Genomic DNA, 18,502 nt, shown 5'->3' on the forward strand with positions numbered 1-18,502 from the left:
AATGATGAACAAATTACTTCTTTCACCACTTGCATTTGCTTGTTGTATGTTACTTAGTGCGTGCAGTGCGCAGGCTGAAAAAACACCTAGTAAAAATATAAATTTTATCGCTTTTGGGGATGGCGGCTATCACGTTGACTACCCCAAAAAGAAACAGATTAAAAACCCCAAAAACAAAACTGAATTTATAGCCAAAGAATTACAAGATTGGCTTGAAGATTATCGACCACGTAAAGAGTTTGATCATGCTCCTATTTATGTGTATCCGGGGACAGATATAGCAACCGAACAAGGTGGTGCACAAGCGGTTGGCCTAGCTATGGCTAAATTATGTGAAAGCAAAGAGTGTCAGTTTGCTATTCAATTAGGCGATAATGTTTACCCCGATGGCGCAGATGCTAATGATGGTAAAGATGATCAAAAACGTTTACATGATTTAATTTATGCCCCTTTGAAACCTTTGTTCGATGCTGATCCATCTTTGATTGTATATTCTGCTTTAGGTAACCATGACTGGCGCAGCTCTCGAAAAGGGGTGGCATTACAAACTGAGTGGATGGCGCAACAACCTAATTTTTTTATGGGTGAACAAGGGTACTACAGTTATAAAAAAGGGACGCCAGGTAACGACGTAGAATTTTTCGTTTTAGATACAAATATGCTGTTGGCGGGGCAAACATACTATAAAGTGCCGCTTAACCCTGATGGCAGTGAAGGTAATGAACAACAAGCAATTAAAAGTGGTGCAGCCAAGCTTGAAGTTCATGATAAGCACGAAGGACCGAAAAATGGCGAAGATATTAAGCAACTAGCATGGTTAAAAAAAGAAATTGCTAACTCAACGGCTAAGTGGAAGTTAGTGTATGGGCATCATATTTTATGGTCAATTGGTGGTACAAAATACACAGAAGGACATGTGTTACGGCGTTTACTAATGCCAACACTATGTAAATATGCTGATGGCTATATTGCGGGTCATGAACACGATTTAGAACTGTTAACTGATGATTGCTCTGAGTTTGATAGCGGCAGTAGTCATGGCAAATTACCGCTTATAATATCTGGTGCAGCTTCAAAAATGCGTGGCAAACATTCCCCATTTGCACAGTTTCAAGCCCAAAAATATCCGGAGTATGATTTAGTGTGGTCAAAGAGCTTTGTTTGGGGCTTTAGTCACATAAATATTGATAATCAACAAGATCAACTTAAAGTTAGTTTTTATACAACGCCGCGAAACTTAAGTGGTGGGTTGATAGATGAGGGGCAATTTAGGTTTAAAAAACGCACACAATAATATAAAAGCTTAACACAACAAAAGCCAAGCTGTGCTTGGCTTTTGTATTATTTATTGATGCTAATTAAGCTGAACTCTGGATAATAAATCTATCATGAGCAGCTATTTTTAGCGCTAACTGCGTTGAATTTACTTGCAATAGGCCAGCTATTGACGCGTAAATTCGCCTTGTTCTCACTGAAAATCTCTGGCTAGAGAAAATAAATTTAAATATCACCATAATTCAATACGTTAGTAAACCTCTTAACCCGAGTTCAGGCTAAGTAATAGCGTAAAAAATATTATTAATGTAGATAATATAAAAAAATAGGTACTATAGCCGCTGTAAATGAATAACTACAGAGTGTGCCATGGATGATTTAATAGGTTTAGCAGTAATACTTATATTGGTAGTTGTGGGGGGCGCTATTTGTGGATTAATTGCGCTTATACAATTAAAGAGTTTGAAGCAAGATATTACTTTTTTAAAAGCAAAAGTGAATGAGTTACAATCAAATGCCGTAGTGCAAAAACAAACTCAATGTGTCGATGCAAATATTGCACATAACCAGCCTGTGATTGCTTCAGCCAAAGTATATAAACCAGAACCCGTATACACAAATCTAGCCACTGAATCCCAAATAGCGGTTAAATCCAGTATTAACAGCACAGCTAAAACAAAACGCAAAACACCACCTCCTATCGAATTATTACTTAATAAACTACGTACAGGGTTTGAAGAGAATTGGATGACCTGGATTGGCGCAATAGCACTTGCTTTTGGTGGCATATTTTTAGCTAAATACAGCCTAGAAGCGGGATTACTATCGCCTGTAATGAGGCTGAGTTTAGGTGGCTTATTTGGACTTAGCTTAATTGCAGCTGCGGCTTATTTACACCATAAACGCATTGTATTTGAAGGCTTTAATAATTACATACCCGCAGCGCTTGCAAGCGGCGGGTTTATTACCTGTTTTGCTTTAACGCTTTTAGCCTACAGTAGCTACGATATGCTTAGCCCTACCGTGGCATTTTTTACACTGGCAGTTATTGCAATTAGCGCAAGTGCTATGGCGCTTAGGTTAGGCCCATTATTAGCGGTATTAGGTATTATTGGCGCTTATAGTGTACCAATATGGGTTAGCACTGGCAGTGGTAACTTGTTTGCATTATTTATGTATGTTGGCTTTGTAAGTTTGTCGGCCGCGTTAGTTGCACATAAAGTACAGCGAGCTTGGTTGTGGTATTTATTATGGGCAGGGCATATTGGTTGGTATTTAGTTGGTTTTACATTACTTAAAATTAATACCGTTTGGTTAATGGGGGCATTTGCTTTACTTAGTATTATTGGGTTAATTGCTATACCGCGCTTAGGTCTAAAACTGAATGTTATTGAACATCGCCCGCACAGTTTAAAACGCTTAATTAAAGTGCTTCCAGATCATGCATTATTACTCGCCTTTATAGCGCCCTTAATATTTACCATGCTAATAAGTCACTTTGATATGCAGTGGCAAGCAATCGGCGTGTTAAGTATTGTATTAATGCTATTTTTAGTCCTTAAAAATAGCCGTTGGGATATTTGGCAGGGTGTAGCGTTAGTTATATCAACGCTATTAGTGATAGGCGCTCAGCGCACGCATCTTTCGCCAAATCTATTTGATGACGCTCTCTTTATATTCAAAAATGAATACGGTTTGGGTTTATTACTCGGATTGTTACTTACCGCTTTTGGGCTTTATTACGGTAAAAAACAGATTAAGCGTTTAGCGTTTCATATTACGGGGGCATTTAGTGTATTTGTAATGATAGCGACTCTATATACGCTTATTCCTAATTCTGCGTTAAGTACTGCATATCCATTTTGGGCCGTTGTATTGTTTGTAGTGGCGGCTATTTTAATAAAGCTCGCGCAACATAATACAACGCTATTTCAGCGTTTTACTTATTGGGTAGGCGCTAATGCCAATATTACGTTAGCAATTACCATGCTAATAAGTGACAGCGGCCTAACCATTGCTCTTGCTGTACAAGTATTACTTATAAGCGTACTTATTAAACGCTATAGCGTGCCTATGCCGCATTGGCCTATAAAAGCCTTGGTTGCTGCGTTATTACTGCGCCTTACGCTTTCACCTTGGACGCCAAGCTACGATGCGCTAACAGTATTTGGTTTGCATTGGAGTATTGTGGTTTATCCGTTATGTATTGCGTTATTTTTTGCCGCTGCTAGGTGCTTTAAAGTATCTCAATTAAAAGTATGGTTAGAAGGTGCGGCGCTTCATTGTTTAGCGCTTTTTATTACCACCGAAACAAGTTATCAGTTAGTAGGGCATTATCCGCAATTTGATTCACTTAACTTTTACGAACAAATACTCCTTACCTGTAACTGGCTGGCATTAGGGGGCGTGTACTTACACAGGGCAAAACTTGCTGGTACTTTAGCTAAGTTATACCAAGTGGCGGGTTTTGCGCTTGCAGGGTTAGCAGGGCTTTTTGCTATTAAAACACTGCTTGACGACAACCCATTATTTGAATCACTTTACATAGGTGAGCTGCCAATACTTAACTGGTTATTACTATTGTGGTTAGTACCTGCAGGATTAACGCTTTGGCTAGCCAAGCTTGTAAAACCAATAAATGCTAAAGCTACGCCATTTATATTGGCCGTTGCGGGTGGATTTATATTATTGGCAATAAACAGCTTTATTCGCCAATACTGGCAAGGTCCTTACATTTACTTATCAAAAGGCGCAAGTAATGCAGAGCTTTATAGCTACTCTGTTATTTGGTTAGTATTGGGTGCGGGTACTGTTATTTTTGGCCATCTTAAAAATCAATTATTAATACAAAAAGTAGGCCTAGGCTTACTAGCTGCCGTTATTGTTAAGGTGTTTTTAATTGACATGGCTAACTTGGAGGGCTTACTTAAAGCGCTTTCGTTTATTGGATTGGGGCTTTCGTTAGTGGGGCTAAGTTGGTTGTTCCAAAAGCTCAGAAGCCGAGTAAATTCAGTTTAACTTTATGAACACTTTATAAAACAAAAAGCCCAGTGAAGATACTGGGCTTTTTGTTTTACTCGATTACTAGATAGCTTTTAACTAGAACACTTGTTACTCGCTTATTATGTACTGTGATTAAGCAGTGCTTTTAGTTTGCCCGGTTTAATTGGCTTACTTAAATAATGAATATTAGCGGCTTTGGTTTCTTGTTTAAGCTCTGTGTCGCGTACAGCGGTAATTAAAATAGCAGGTACTTGGCTTTGCCAAATTTCGCGCAGGGTTTTAATTAGTGTTATCCCATCGCAGTCACTGCCTAGTTGATAATCCATTAAAATAACATCGGGTGCGCCATTTTGTTTAGCATAAGTGAGTACACTATCTACGTTATCAAATAATGTGTAATTAGCTTGCCACTTTTTAAGTAAGCTTGCCATGGCGGCTAAATTTTCGGGGTCGTCGTCTACGGCAATTATATTAATTGCTGCGCGGTTTTCTATTAAGCTGTTTGCAGTGTTTTTTTGCTGTACGAACTGCTTATCGCCATAAGGTACTTCAACACTAAAGCGACTGCCTTTATTGGGCTCTGAACGTACATGCAACGGCAAGCTAAGTAAGTCAGCCATTCGCTTCACTACGCCAAGGCCTAAGCCAACGCCTTTGTTATCACCCGATTCAACACGGTAAAAGTCGTTAAATATTTTGGCTTGCTCAACTTCGCTAATACCTGGGCCGGTGTCCCATACTTCTATCAGTAGGTTGTGTTTACGGTTTCTACAGGCAATTAATACACGGCCTTTGTCAGTGTACTTAACGGCATTAGATACTAAGTTTTGAATAATTCGGCGTAAATAGGTTATGTCGCTGTGTACGATTTGTTGATTTGAACGCACAGTTAGTTTAAGCCCTTTATCGCTAGATAATATTGCGTATTCGCTCTGTAATGGCGCTAAAATTTCATCAATGCAAAAATGGCGTGGCGTTGGGGTCATTGCGCCTTGTTCTAGTTTGGCTATTTCGAGCAAAGCTGACATTAAATGCACGGTTGAGTCGAGGCTGTCGCCCAATTTATCAAAGTTATTTTGGTTGGTACTATCGAGTTGCTTTTCGTCAATAGCAGCAAGGTATAAACGCGCTGCATTAAGCGGCTGTAAAATATCGTGGCTTGCCAACGCTAAAAATCGTGTTTTACTGTCGTTAGCTTGCTCTGCTTCACGCTTGGCTAAAGTAAGTGCTTGCTCTGTTTGTACGCGACTGTCTATTTGTGCTTGTAAGTCTTTATTAATTGTTTGTACTTCTTGGGTACGTGCTTCTATGCGATTTTCAAGATCCATGTTTACTTCTTCAAGCGCATTTTGTGTGCTTATATGATTTGTAATATCCGAAAAGCTAGTAACAAAACCGCCATCAGGTAATGGGTTACCAATCATCTCAAATACTTGGCCGTTACGGCGGTGGCGAATAAAATGATGGGAACTGCCATTTTTTAAATGTTGTACGCGTTTTTCTACTTGGCGTTCTATTTCGCCTGGGCCACATTCACCACGGTTGGCGTTGTACCTAATAATATCTTCAATATGTTGGCCTACTTCTAAAAAGCCCTCTGGGTAGCCAAACATTTCACCATAGCGTTTGTTCCATGCAACAAGTTTTAAGTCTTTATCGACTACTGAAATACCATGACTTAAATTTTCGAGCGAGGTAAACAATAAATTTTGATTAAACTGCAGTGCTTGTGTCGTTTCGTCAAAAAAGTTTACAACCTCTTCAAACGCCATGCGCTTACCCGACGATACCGTATGTATTAATGCTTGTGCCGATGAGGCGCCCAACACACCCGTAAGAGCACGCTCACAATAAGCAATAAATTCAGGTTCAGGGTGAGCGTTGTTGTCACTTAAATGATGTGCCAATGCGTAATGCGCGAGGACTTGTTGGCTACGCTGAATACCTAAAAAAGTTTGCAGTAGTATTTTAAAATCGTAAACCGTGGCTTTTACATCTTTATTTAAACGCCTTGCTAAAATAGCCTGATCTTTTGGGTTAACAAATGCAGCTGCTTGAATTTTATCGATTAGACGCTCTTCTGCGCCTAATGAAAAGCTAATATAACAACCAATATTGGCAAATAAGGCAATGAGCGTCCCGCGTGTTATGAGTGTTTGTTGTAATTCACTATTTAAGGTGTTGCCTGCATCTAAAATAGGTAGCATTAAAAATAGCACCCAACAAATAATGCCAGCTATTAAACCAGCATAAACACCGTAAGCATGACCTTTTCGCCAGTATAAACCGCCAACAATAGCGGGCAATAATTGCGTAACGAGTGAAAATGCCACTAGCCCCATACTCGCCAATGCACTGCTGTGGCCAAACCATTGTTGATAAAAATAAGCCAAGATTAGAATACCGGCAATGGTAAAACGTCTTACCAATAAAATTTGCGATTTGTAGCTGGTGGTAATTAAGTTACGTTTAAATTTACGGCGTAATATTAATGGCAATACAACATCATTTGAGATCATAGTACTTAATGTAAGTGTTGCGACCACTATCATAGCGGTGGCGGCAGACAACCCGCCTATAAATACAAAAGTGGTTAAAAATGCATTGTCGTTAATTAACGGTAGGGCAAGTACAAAGCTGTCGGGGGAATAACCACTGCCGATTTCAGGATGGATAGCGGCAGTTGCAATGGGTAAAATCATCGCAGCAGTCAATAACAAATACAGAGGAAAAGCCCAGCGAGCAGTAAATAAATGACGTTTATTTTGGTTGTCTACAACGGTGACATGAAATTGGCGTGGTAAGCATATAATGGCAGCTGCAGCCATTAACGACTGGCCAATAAAGTTAAAACTGAAAAAGTTAAAATCGCTCCAGTGATCCCAAATTGATTCGGTGATTTTACTTGAGGTTGATTCGGGCAAATTAAATAGTGTGAATATGGCAAGTCCTGCCACAGCCATAAGTGCAATAAGTTTAATCATTGATTCAAAGGCAACAGCAAGCATTAAGCCTGAGCGATATTCGGTCACATCGACTTTGCGCGTACCAAAAAATATAGCAAATAAAGCCATAATTAATGTGGCAGAAAGCGCGAGCATATCGCCGGATATTTTATTACTGTTTTGCAAAAGTAAAAAGCTGGTACTGAGTGCTTTTAGTTGTAGTGCGATATAAGGAATAGTCGCCAGTAACGCGATAACTGTTACCATAATTGCAGTAGTTTGGCGCTTACCGTAACGAGCAGAGATGAAATCGGCAATAGTGGTTATGTTTTGTTTTTTACTCACCAACACTAATTTACGTAAAAAGCCTTGTCCGAAAAAAAACAACAATGCAGGACCAAGCAAAATAGGTAAGTAGCTCCAGCTACTAGTCGCCGCAGTTCCTACTGACCCATAGTAGGTCCATGAAGTACAATAAATACCTAATGAAAATGAGTAAACAAAAGGGTGGTGGCTAATGCGTTTTGCTAAAGGCGTCGTTTTATCACCCCAGTTAGCCAGCCAAAACAGCACACCTATATATCCTAAAGCAACAATAATGAGTACGGCAGTCATGTTGTTATTAAACCTTATTATTTAAAATAGCCCCCCAACCCTATGAGGGATTAACACAATACCAGAACTCAGGTTAAGTGTGAGGGTTGAATTTAAATCATAATTTTAGTTTTGTTTTTATCTTCTTGAATATTAAAGATAAAAATAAAATAACTTATAGCATTAGACTAATGTCGCATTAATTTAGTACTTAGCTTCTTTATAACCCTAAAACTCAACTTAAAAACCTTAACAGGCTGAAAAATAACAAAAAGAGCTATTTAGGTTTAGTTGTTTTTATACAGTTTACGTAAACGTTAATAAGCTGTTACGACTATGGTCGCAATTCAATCTTGAGACAGCATTGCTAAATTGGTAAGTGAAGATAAAAAACCACTCATCGCGATATTGCGGTGCTTAAAGGGGAAAATAAAAATGGCTTTTAAAGATGAAGAACAAGCAAAAGCTTATTGGGCAGAAAATATTTCACTGTTATTTAAACTATTAGCAGTGTGGTTTATTGTGTCTTTTGGCTTTGGCATATTATTGGTAGATGTACTTAATGAAGTACGTTTTTTTGGGTTTAAACTTGGCTTCTGGTTCGCCCAGCAAGGCGCGATTTATACCTTTGTTGCTTTGATTTTTGTGTACGTTTTCAAAATGAATACGTTAGATAAAAAATATGGCGTAGACGAATAGGAGCTAAGCAATGGATGTTCAAACACTCACGTTTTTAATTGTTGGTTTAAGCTTTGCGCTTTATATCGGCATAGCAATTTGGGCCCGAGCGGGTTCAACTAAAGAATTTTATGTCGCGGGCGGCGGCGTACCTCCTCTTGCTAATGGTATGGCAACAGCAGCTGATTGGATGAGCGCCGCGTCGTTTATTTCAATGGCGGGTATTATTTCGTTTGCAGGTTACGATGGCAGCGTTTACTTAATGGGGTGGACAGGTGGTTATGTACTATTAGCTATGTGTTTAGCGCCTTACTTACGTAAATTCGGCAAGTTTACTGTACCTGACTTTATTGGCGACCGTTACTATTCACGCACCGCACGTTTAGTGGCAATTGTATGTGCCATATTCATTTGTTTTACTTATATTGCAGGGCAAATGCGCGGCGTAGGCGTCGTATTTTCACGCTTTTTAGAAGTAGAAATTGAAACTGGTGTTTACATCGGTATGGTGATTGTATTCTTTTATGCGGTACTTGGCGGCATGAAAGGCATTACCTATACACAGGTAGCGCAATATTGTGTACTTGTATTTGCCTACCTTGTACCAGCCATTTTCATCTCAATGATGATGACGGGTCACTTTTTCCCACAAACCGGTTTTGGTGCCACATTAATTGGCAGCGACGGCGTGTACGTACTTGATAAACTAGACGGCTTAAGCGCTGAACTTGGTTTTGCGCAATATACCGAAGGCTCTAAGAGCATGATTGACGTGTTCGCTATTACTGGTGCTTTAATGGTAGGTACTGCTGGTTTACCACATGTAATTGTACGCTTTTTCACTGTACCTCGCGTAAAAGACACGCGTATTTCTGCCGCATGGACTCTTGTGTTCATCGCGATTGTTTATACTACAGCACCTGCGGTTGCAGCTTTTGCTCGAGTAAACATGGTTGATACCATTAATGGTAAAGACGGTAGCGGTACAGCTTACGCAGAAGCACCTGCATGGATTAAAAATTGGGAACGTACGGGATTAATTACGTTTGATGATAAAAATGGCGATGGCAAAATGTTCTACACGGCGGGTAAAATTACCGATCCGAACAGTGCTAACGAAGTCAATGTAGATCGCGACATTATGGTATTAGCAAATCCAGAAATTGCTAACTTACCAGCATGGGTTATTGCACTTGTAGCAGCAGGTGGTATTGCCGCCGCATTATCTACAACAGCAGGTTTACTACTGGTTATTTCGACCTCCGTTTCGCACGATTTACTCAAGCGAACCCTCAAGCCCGATATTACCGACAAGCAAGAGCTACTTGCAGCGAGGTTGGCAGCCATGGTTGCTATTGTTATCTCCGCGTACTTTGGTATTAACCCGCCTGGATTTGTGGCATCGGTTGTGGCATTTGCCTTTGGCTTGGCGGCTGCGAGTTTCTTCCCTGCAATTATTATGGGTATATTCTCTAAAACAATGAACCGCGAAGGTGCTGTTGCCGGTATGGTAACGGGTATAGGCTTTACCGCTGCGTATATCATCTTCTTCAAGTTTGTTAGTCCAGAGCTAAACAGCCCTGAAAATTGGTTCTTAGGTATTTCGCCTGAAGGTATTGGCTTAATTGGTATGATTATTAACTTTGCAGTTGCTGCAATTGTTCTTAAATTTACTCAACCAACACCTGTTGAAATTCAAGAAATGGTAGAAGGTATTCGTAATCCTAAAGGATCAGCAGAAGCGCACGATCACTAAGGTTACTTAAAATAAAGCGTAAAAAGCCCGACTTAAGTCGGGCTTTTTATTTGTATAAAAAATGAGTACATTGGTGTTGTGTATACTTTTTAATGAGCACAACGATGAGCGTAGAACAACAAGAAATAGCCCAATATGTTTGCATGCAAGCACCATTTAGCCTACTTGATAGCAGTGCATACGAGTATTTTGTAAATCATCTCGACATTATTTACCTCACCCGCGAAAATCAAACTCAGTGGTTGCAAAGTGAAAACCCTAAACTATTTTTAATTCGCTCTGGTTTGTATGATTTAGTTGATGCTAAAGGCGACGTTGTTACGCGTTTAGCACAAGGTGATTACTTTGGCTTCCCGTCGTTACTAACGGGGGAAGCGATTCAAAACCGTTTAGCGGTACAAAAAGAGGGCATAGTGTATATGCTCTCTCAAACGCATTTTGATTTTTTACGCAGAGAATATAAATCGTTTGAGCAATACTTTGTACGCGCTCATGCTAACCGGTTGTTGTCATCGCATTATAAAAGTAAAAACGATAGCTGGTCTGAGCGTAAAATATCAGAGCTGATGGCACGTACAGCGATTACGCTTGCGCCTGATGCAAGCATTAGGCAAAGCGCTAAAAAGATGAAACAGCATGGTGTGTCGTCAATAATGATAACGCAGCATGCACATTTAGTTGGCGTGGTTACCGATCGTGATTTACGTAACCGCGTACTCGCCGACGAGGTAAACCCTCAAGATGCTGTAAGCAGCATTATGACCGCTAAGCCCAAGTTTATATTTGAAAATAATCGAGTGTTTTCAGCGCTGCACTTAATGCTTAAGCATAATATTCATCACTTACCGGTTCTTGATGAAAACCATAAACCGATAGGAATGATAACCAGCACCGACTTATTACGCCAACAAAAAAGTGACCCCGTGCAGCTTATTGGGCGCATTTATAAAGCGCACACTATTACTGACTTAAAACGCTATGCAAAAGAAATCCCCGAGTTATTGCGTGGTTTTTCGTACAACATTGACGACATATCGCTAATTGGTAAATTACTAAGTGGATTAACCGATGCGCTTACATCGCGACTTATTCACTTATTTCAAGAAGAGCATGGCGCAGCGCCAACCAGCTTTAGTTTTATTTGCTTTGGCTCGCAAGCACGCGAAGAGCAAACTCTGCACTCAGATCAAGATAACGGCTTATTACTTCCTAACGACTTAAGCACTGATCAGCAAGCTTACTTTAAAAGCATGGGGAAATTTGTATGTGAGAACTTAGTTGAATGCGGCATTAGGCGTTGCCCTGGTAATATTATGGCAAGCAGCGATGAGTGCCGAATGAGCGTAAACGACTGGAGCGAGCGCTTTTTTAAATGGATAAAAAGCCCCACACCAGATGCGATGCTTAATTGTAAAATATTTTTTGACCTGCGCTTTATTGAAGGTTCAAACGCTTTATACACCGCTTTTTGCGAGCAGCTAATTCGTATATCGCGTAACGACTTATTCTATGCTGCAATGGCAACCGACATAAGTAGTAACAGCGTGCCAATTGGTTTATTTAATAAATTTAAAACCGAAAAAACCGATGAAAATAATAAATACATAGATTTAAAAAAACGCGGTGTCGTAATTATAAATGACATAGTGCGGTTATACGCTTTAAAAGCGGGTATTAAGCGCGCCAATACCCAAGAGCGACTAGAGGAACTGCTCAAACATAAATTGCTTAGCAAAGAAGATATATACAACCTAAAAGATTGCTGGCGGTTTTTAACGCAGCTTCGTTTGAGTACACAAATAAACGAAGAAGGTTTACCAAGTAATTGTATTAATCCTAATAAATTAAACTCACTAGAGCGCCATCAACTAAAAGAAGCGTTTTACCTTGTTAAACAAGCGCAGCAAGCTGCTGCGTTTAAGTTTGCTCGCGGCAGTTTATAATGATGGATTACTAACATGGTAAAAAAGCTGCTCACTCGGTACTTAAAGCGCCGTAAATTACTAGGCAAAAATGCCTTGCAACAGCGTTACTTAGTGATTGATTTAGAGCTCACTGGCCTTGATGCAAAACAGCACGAAATTGTATCGGTAGCGTGGGTGATAATAGATAACCAATGTATAAAAATGAGCGAGTCGCAGCACCTTATAAATAAAGACGTTATAAGCCTCGAACAAAGCCCTGTTTATCACGGTATAAATGATGATGCGGTAGCAAAAGGGCAAAGTTTACACAGTATACTAATGCAACTAAGCAGCCACTTTAATGATTGTATTTTAGTGTTTCATAATGCCATGCTCGATTGGGGCTTTTTAAAAATAGCCTTAAAAAATGCCAATATAACAACGCGGCCTAAACTGATACTCGACACCCTTCACATCGAGAAAAAGCGCTTACTCAACCATTCATCTGAAATAAAACAAGATGATTTAACCCTTAATGCTTGCCGCACACGTTATGAGTTACCAAGCTATCATTGCCACCACGCATTAACCGATGCACAAGCGACCGCCGAGTTACTGCTAGCTCAATGCCATCAAATAAGCCGTGGCAAAGAGTTAAAAGTAGGCGAGTTGACGTAGGTTGGCTGTAGGTTGGGCTTTATGCCGCGCGAGATAAACTCCCGCCTACAATAAAGAGCAGTTTACTTTTATTGTTATCCGTATAACTATAGGTACAGTTACGTAATCATTATTTACTAATTACTTCAAGGAACGAATATGAAACTCATTATCACTATTTTTCTAACATTATTCCCACTCATCACTTTTGCTAATTCAAGCTTAGCTACAAATCGTCATATTACGGTTCAAGGGACTGCTGAGATATTAGTTGAGCCTGACATGGCTCAAGTTTCTTTTGAAGTAACGAGCATTAAAGATACGTTGCTTGAGGCTAAACGAGATCTTGATACCCAGATTAACTTGTTACTAGAAGGAGTCGATAAATATGGCTTTGAGCAAGACGATGTTTTTATCTCTGGTTTAAAAAGCAATGTATACAATATTATTGGTACAGAAACGGGGACTGTTTCAGGCGATAAGTACTTAGCACTAAAAACGGTTAAAGTAACAATAAACGATATTAAAAAAATAGATGGTTTTATTGAATTTGCACAAAGCGTAAAAATAAATAATGTTATAGCAATCGAGAGTGTATCTTCAAAAGCAAAGTTGTTAGAGGCGCAGGCAACAAAAGCTGCAGTAGATGATGCAATAGCTAAAGGGAACCTGCTTGCTAAAGCATTTAGCGCTAAACTTGGGAAAGTTTACAGCATCAGTTCGAATTCAAACCGAACGAATTACGGCGATAATGAAGGCGATGCAAAGCACTTAGTTTTATCGGGTTATACAAATAATTCAAACCCCTTCGAACATAAACGGTATGTAGATAAAACAATAAGTAGCAATTCAATAATAAGTATTACCTCATCAATAAACGTGGTATTTGATTTAGAAATAACTGATTGAGTTAATATTTTCATTTCAAATACATTTTCATAATGTAAGCTGGCTTTAAGTTTTTGATTAATTTAAAAGTAGCCATATAATGAGCGATGAAAATAACACGTTAAAAGCACAAACAGAGGCAAAAATAGCAGCTGGGCGTAAAGGTAATCCTGATTTTATGAAAGGTGTTGATGAAACGATTGCACAAGCAAAAGTGTTTCAACAAGGTGCTAATGCACTTGATTTAAACCAAAGCGCACCAAGTTTTGAGTTACCAAATCAGTATGGTCAATCGGTGCAGTTAACCGAGTTACTTGCTAAAGGGCCTGTGGTTGTTACTTTTTATCGTGGAAGTTGGTGTCCGTACTGCAATTTACAGCTCAAAGCGCTTCAAGCACGTTTACCTGAAATTCACGCATTAGGCGCACAATTGGTGGCTATTAGCCCGCAAGTACCCGATGGCTCAATGAGCGAAAGCGATATAAGCAACATGGATTTTTTAGTGCTGAGCGATCAAAGTGCAGATGTAGCAGCAAGCTACGGCGTAGCATGGCAAGTACCCACATTTTTACTAGAGCATATGCGAGTAGACCGAGGCCTAGATTTAGAGTCGGTTAACAATGGCAATAGTAGTGTTTTACCGATCCCTGCCACCTTTGTTTTAGATAAACAAGGTAAAGTGACTTGGCGTTATGTTGATGTTGATTATCGTACTCGTTCTGAGCCAGAAGATATAATTAACGCTTTAAAAAACTTAATTTAAAAAGTCAGAACCCTTGAAGAGCTTGCAATGTTTAAGCTCTTTAACCTTAATTTAAAGTTTCTAATGCTTCCCTCTTATAATCAGATGCAAGGTCGATTACAATACAGCCATCTAAAAGGCATATTGCCTTTATCTGCACGCTAAAAGAGTGGATTTTATATTTCATGGCAATCAAACTTGCAATTAATGGTTTTGGTCGTATTGGTCGAAATATTGTCCGCGCGTTATATGAGTCTGGTTTGAGCGACGATATAAAAATTGTTGCGATTAACGAACTTGCTGACCCTGAAGCTATTGCTCATTTATTAAAATACGACACATCCCACGGTCGTTTTTCTTTTCCTGTAAAACTTGGTGAAGACACCATTAGTGTTGCAGGCGATACCATTGCACTTTTTTGTGAAGAAAACCCAATTGAATTACCTTGGCAAACGCTCGATGTAGACGTTGTACTTGAATGTACAGGTGTTTATCACTCGCGCGAACATGCGCAGTTACATATTACAGCAGGTGCTAAAAAGGTGTTGTTTTCACATCCGGCCGACAACGATGTTGATGCCACTATTGTGTATGGTATTAACGACGATGAGCTTAAAAGCGAACATACAATTGTGTCTAACGGCTCGTGTACAACTAACTGTGTTGTGCCGGTTATTAAAGTATTAGATGATGCATTTGCTATTGAGTCGGGCGCTATTACAACGATTCATGCGTCGATGAACGATCAACAAGTGATTGATGGTTATCATCATGATTTACGCCGTACTCGCGCTGCAAGCCAATCAATTATTCCAGTTGATACAAAGCTTGCCCGTGGTATAGACCGTATTTTACCTAAGTTTAAAGGTCGTTTTGAGGCCATTGCCGTACGAGTTCCGACTATAAATGTAACGGCAATGGATTTAAGTGTAACGGTTAATACCGATGTAGATTTAAACGCAGTAAATAATGCACTTAAAGCACAAGCAAAAGATCGCTTAGAAGGTATTTTAAGTTATACCGAAGAGCCGCTTGTATCGGTTGATTTTAATCACGACCCACATTCTTGTATTATTGATGGCACACAAACACGTGTTAGTCACAAACGACTGATAAAGTTATTAGTATGGTGTGATAATGAATGGGGTTTTGCTAATCGTATGCTCGACACCGCGCGTGCTATGATGGCAGTGAATAAGTAATTTATTAATATAATAATTTTAAACGTATTTTTCAGGTTCAGTATCGTTAACTAAGGAGATGTTCATGTCGGTCATAAAAATGGTAGATTTAGATTTAAACGGCAAACGCGTATTAATTCGTGAAGATTTAAATGTACCAGTTAAAGCAGGTAAAGTGACGTCAGATGCGCGTATTCGTGCAGCACTACCTACTATTAAACTAGCCCTTGAGAAAGGCGCTAAAGTAATGGTTATGTCACACCTTGGCCGTCCTACGGAAGGGGAATACGATGAAGCGTTTTCGCTTGCACCTGTAGCTGATTACTTAAACGATGCCCTTGAGCAAACTGTGCGTTTAGAAAAAGATTACCTAAATGGTGTTGATATTGCTGATAACGAAGTGGTTGTTTTTGAAAATGTACGCTTTAACAAAGGCGAGAAGAAAAACGACGAAGCGCTATCTAAGCAACTAGCAGCACTGTGTGATGTATATGTAATGGATGCATTTGGTACGGCTCACCGTGCGCAAGCATCTACGCATGGCGTTGGCTTATTTGCTGATGTGGCATGTGCAGGTCCTTTATTATCGGCTGAACTAGAAGCGTTAGGCAAAGCACTTGATAACCCAGCTCGTCCATTAGTGGCGATTGTTGGTGGTTCTAAAGTTTCAACTAAATTAACCGTTTTAGATTCACTTTCTAAAATTGTTGACCAATTAGTTACCGGCGGCGGTATTGCAAATACCTTTATTGCTGCATCAGGTAGCCCAGTTGGTAAATCGCTTTACGAACCTGATTTAATGGATGAAGCGAACCGCTTATGTGCTGCAGCGATTGCTAATAATGGTGAAATTCCGGTACCGACTGACGTAGTTGTTGGTAATGAGTTTTCTGAATCTGCTGTAGCTACGCTTAAAGATGTAAGCGAAGTGACAAGCGATGATATGATTTTTGATATTGGCCCTGATACAGCGAGCAAGCTTGCAAAAATTATTGCAAATGCGGGCACTGTTGTATGGAATGGCCCTGTTGGCGTGTTCGAGTTTGACCAATTTGGTAATGGCACACGTGCTATTGCACAAGCAATTGCTAACTCAAATGCGTTTTCAATTGCGGGTGGCGGTGATACCTTAGCCGCCATTGATAAATACGGCATTGCCGATAAAGTTTCTTATATTTCTACTGGTGGTGGTGCGTTCTTAGAGTTTTTAGAGGGCAAAAAACTGCCAGCAGTTGAAATGCTAGAATCGCGCGCTAAGTAATTTTAGTCGCGTAAGGTGAGGGGGTAATAGCCCTCACCGACAATTAATTATTAAATACCTCTCACCCTAATTTAATAGTTAATTTAGACGGAATTTTACTGCAAAGCAGTGGTTTTTCGTGGCGTTGTTATAACGCCAAACTAACAAATCCGTTCAAACTAGATGGTAGGGAACTACTGTCGATAAATTGGAGAATACCCAATGGCTTTAATCAGTATGCGACAACTTTTAGATCATGCAGCAGAGCATGGTTACGGCGTACCTGCTTTTAACGTTAATAACCAAGAGCAAATGCGCGCAATAATGGAAGCGGCTGACAAAACAAACAGCCCAGTAATCGTGCAAGGATCAGCGGGCGCACGTGCTTATGCTGGTGCTCCATTTATTCGTCATATGATTTTAGCAGCTGTTGAAGAATGGCCACATATCCCCGTTGTTATGCACCAAGATCACGGCACATCGCCAGGTGTATGTCAGCGTTCAATTCAGCTTGGTTTTTCATCAGTAATGATGGATGGCTCGTTAATGAGCGACGGTAAAACTCCTTCAAGCTACGAATACAATGTAGAAGTAACGCACGAAACTGTTGCTATGGCGCATGCCTGTGGCGTATCGGTTGAAGGCGAGCTAGGTGTACTTGGTTCACTTGAAACAGGTGAAGCTGGCGAAGAAGATGGCGTTGGCGCAGAAGGCATATTAACCACTGAGCAAATGCTAACAGATCCTGAAGAAGCGGCTGACTTTGTAAATAAAACACACGTTGACGCACTTGCAATTGCATGTGGTACTTCGCACGGTGCCTATAAATTTACGCGCCCACCAACAGATGACATTTTAGCGATTGACCGCATTAAAGCGATTCATGCACGTATTCCTAACACGCACTTAGTGATGCATGGTTCATCTTCGGTTCCACAAGAGTGGTTAGAAATTATTAATCAGTATGGTGGCGAAATTCCAGAAACTTATGGTGTGCCAGTTGAACAGATTGTTGAAGGCATTAAGTTTGGTGTTCGTAAGGTAAATATTGATACTGATTTACGTTTAGCTTCTACCGGTGCAATTCGCCGTCACATGGCGTTAAACCCATCTAACTTTGATCCTCGTAAATACTTAGCTGAAGCAACTAAAGCAATGACAGAGATTTGTGTTGCACGCTATAACTCGTTTGGTACCTCTGGTCAGGCGAGTAAAATTAAGCCAATTTCACTTGATGAAATGCATCTTAAATATTTAAGCGGTGAGCTAGACCCTAAAATTAGGTAATCGATACTAGGCCAGTAACTTTGTTACTGGCTTTTTTAATGTTAGCCCTTTTTATATTGCAGATTACGGTTTATTGATCAGATCACTGTATTACCAACACCGTACTTTGGGATCACGCATTTACTAACACAGCTATTTTTGGATCATTATTTTACTAAGAAAAGTACACTTTGACGCTATTTTAGGCTTTGAAATAATCTGATCGTTATTTATTTGTATAAACAATCAACAACTTATAGCTTTGACTAAGTACAACTCTGATCTGAGGGGGGATCGGCTTGGTAAAAATCTGATCCTTTATTTAAGGCTTAGTAAAATTTAGATCTATTTTTAAACGTATTGATGGTTGCAC

General features: G+C 39.8%; 12 protein-coding genes. 11 read left to right on the plus strand and 1 reads right to left on the minus strand.

What is annotated here, in order from left to right; all coding sequences use genetic code 11:
- Window position 1: 1 nt before the first annotated feature.
- Both NRL14_RS11985 and NRL14_RS11990 read left to right on the plus strand, forming a co-directional pair.
- Window positions 2-1,294 carry a metallophosphoesterase gene (locus NRL14_RS11985; protein WP_050482465.1) on the plus strand — a complete coding sequence of 431 codons (1,293 nt, stop codon included), beginning with the start codon at window positions 2-4 and terminating at the stop codon, window positions 1,292-1,294.
- 350 nt (window positions 1,295-1,644) lie between these two features.
- Entirely contained in the window at window positions 1,645-4,293 is a 2,649-nt protein-coding gene (locus tag NRL14_RS11990) for a DUF2339 domain-containing protein (protein WP_306724751.1), read from the plus strand.
- A 104-nt stretch (window positions 4,294-4,397) separates the two neighbouring features.
- Here the strand turns inward: NRL14_RS11990 and NRL14_RS11995 are convergent, their stop codons facing one another.
- A complete protein-coding gene (locus NRL14_RS11995) occupies window positions 4,398-7,838 on the minus strand; it encodes a PAS-domain containing protein (RefSeq protein ID WP_306724752.1) in 3,441 nt (1,146 codons plus the stop codon).
- Window positions 7,839-8,252: 414 nt separating this feature from the next.
- Here NRL14_RS11995 and NRL14_RS12000 point away from each other — a divergent pair, with 414 nt between their 5' ends.
- From NRL14_RS12000 to fba, 9 genes are all read left to right on the plus strand, one after another.
- Window positions 8,253-8,516: a DUF4212 domain-containing protein gene (locus NRL14_RS12000; protein WP_007377498.1), complete on the plus strand. Its 264-nt coding sequence runs from the start codon at window positions 8,253-8,255 to the stop codon at window positions 8,514-8,516.
- Between the two features lie 10 nt (window positions 8,517-8,526).
- Window positions 8,527-10,251: a sodium:solute symporter family protein gene (locus tag NRL14_RS12005; RefSeq protein ID WP_007377497.1), complete on the plus strand. Its 1,725-nt coding sequence runs from the start codon at window positions 8,527-8,529 to the stop codon at window positions 10,249-10,251.
- Window positions 10,252-10,355: 104 nt separating this feature from the next.
- Window positions 10,356-12,194, plus strand: a complete 1,839-nt coding sequence (locus NRL14_RS12010) for a DUF294 nucleotidyltransferase-like domain-containing protein (protein ID WP_306724753.1) — start codon at window positions 10,356-10,358, stop codon at window positions 12,192-12,194.
- A gap of 15 nt (window positions 12,195-12,209) precedes the next feature.
- Window positions 12,210-12,833 carry a 3'-5' exonuclease gene (locus tag NRL14_RS12015; RefSeq protein ID WP_306724754.1) on the plus strand — a complete coding sequence of 208 codons (624 nt, stop codon included), beginning with the start codon at window positions 12,210-12,212 and terminating at the stop codon, window positions 12,831-12,833.
- Window positions 12,834-12,971: 138 nt separating this feature from the next.
- Window positions 12,972-13,721, plus strand: coding sequence for an SIMPL domain-containing protein (locus NRL14_RS12020; RefSeq protein ID WP_306724755.1), 750 nt, complete (start codon window positions 12,972-12,974; stop codon window positions 13,719-13,721).
- Window positions 13,722-13,800: 79 nt separating this feature from the next.
- Window positions 13,801-14,463, plus strand: a complete 663-nt coding sequence (locus tag NRL14_RS12025; RefSeq protein WP_096792548.1) for a peroxiredoxin-like family protein — start codon at window positions 13,801-13,803, stop codon at window positions 14,461-14,463.
- Between the two features lie 164 nt (window positions 14,464-14,627).
- A complete protein-coding gene (gene epd / locus NRL14_RS12030) occupies window positions 14,628-15,644 on the plus strand; it encodes an erythrose-4-phosphate dehydrogenase (RefSeq protein ID WP_306724756.1) in 1,017 nt (338 codons plus the stop codon).
- 64 nt (window positions 15,645-15,708) lie between these two features.
- On the plus strand, window positions 15,709-16,884 hold the full coding sequence (locus tag NRL14_RS12035; RefSeq protein WP_007377492.1) for a phosphoglycerate kinase: 1,176 nt from the start codon (window positions 15,709-15,711) through the stop codon (window positions 16,882-16,884).
- A gap of 201 nt (window positions 16,885-17,085) precedes the next feature.
- Complete coding sequence (gene fba, locus NRL14_RS12040; RefSeq protein ID WP_306724757.1) at window positions 17,086-18,150, plus strand: class II fructose-bisphosphate aldolase; 1,065 nt, start codon at window positions 17,086-17,088, stop codon at window positions 18,148-18,150.
- Window positions 18,151-18,502 lie beyond the last annotated feature (352 nt).

Source organism: Pseudoalteromonas sp. 20-92, assembly GCF_030847595.1.
Taxonomy (GTDB): Bacteria; Pseudomonadota; Gammaproteobacteria; order Enterobacterales; family Alteromonadaceae; genus Pseudoalteromonas; species Pseudoalteromonas fuliginea.

Bases quoted from the DNA above. Each gene is read 5' to 3' on its own strand.
- NRL14_RS11985 (WP_050482465.1), top strand. From the start codon at position 2: ATGATGAACAAATTACTTCTTTCACCACTTGCATTTGCTTGTTGTATG.
- NRL14_RS11990 (WP_306724751.1), top strand. From the start codon at position 1,645: ATGGATGATTTAATAGGTTTAGCAGTAATACTTATATTGGTAGTTGTG.
- NRL14_RS11995 (WP_306724752.1), bottom strand. From the start codon at position 7,838: ATGACTGCCGTACTCATTATTGTTGCTTTAGGATATATAGGTGTGCTG.
- NRL14_RS12000 (WP_007377498.1), top strand. From the start codon at position 8,253: ATGGCTTTTAAAGATGAAGAACAAGCAAAAGCTTATTGGGCAGAAAAT.
- NRL14_RS12005 (WP_007377497.1), top strand. From the start codon at position 8,527: ATGGATGTTCAAACACTCACGTTTTTAATTGTTGGTTTAAGCTTTGCG.
- NRL14_RS12010 (WP_306724753.1), top strand. From the start codon at position 10,356: ATGAGCGTAGAACAACAAGAAATAGCCCAATATGTTTGCATGCAAGCA.
- NRL14_RS12015 (WP_306724754.1), top strand. From the start codon at position 12,210: ATGGTAAAAAAGCTGCTCACTCGGTACTTAAAGCGCCGTAAATTACTA.
- NRL14_RS12020 (WP_306724755.1), top strand. From the start codon at position 12,972: ATGAAACTCATTATCACTATTTTTCTAACATTATTCCCACTCATCACT.
- NRL14_RS12025 (WP_096792548.1), top strand. From the start codon at position 13,801: ATGAGCGATGAAAATAACACGTTAAAAGCACAAACAGAGGCAAAAATA.
- epd (WP_306724756.1), top strand. From the start codon at position 14,628: ATGGCAATCAAACTTGCAATTAATGGTTTTGGTCGTATTGGTCGAAAT.
- NRL14_RS12035 (WP_007377492.1), top strand. From the start codon at position 15,709: ATGTCGGTCATAAAAATGGTAGATTTAGATTTAAACGGCAAACGCGTA.
- fba (WP_306724757.1), top strand. From the start codon at position 17,086: ATGGCTTTAATCAGTATGCGACAACTTTTAGATCATGCAGCAGAGCAT.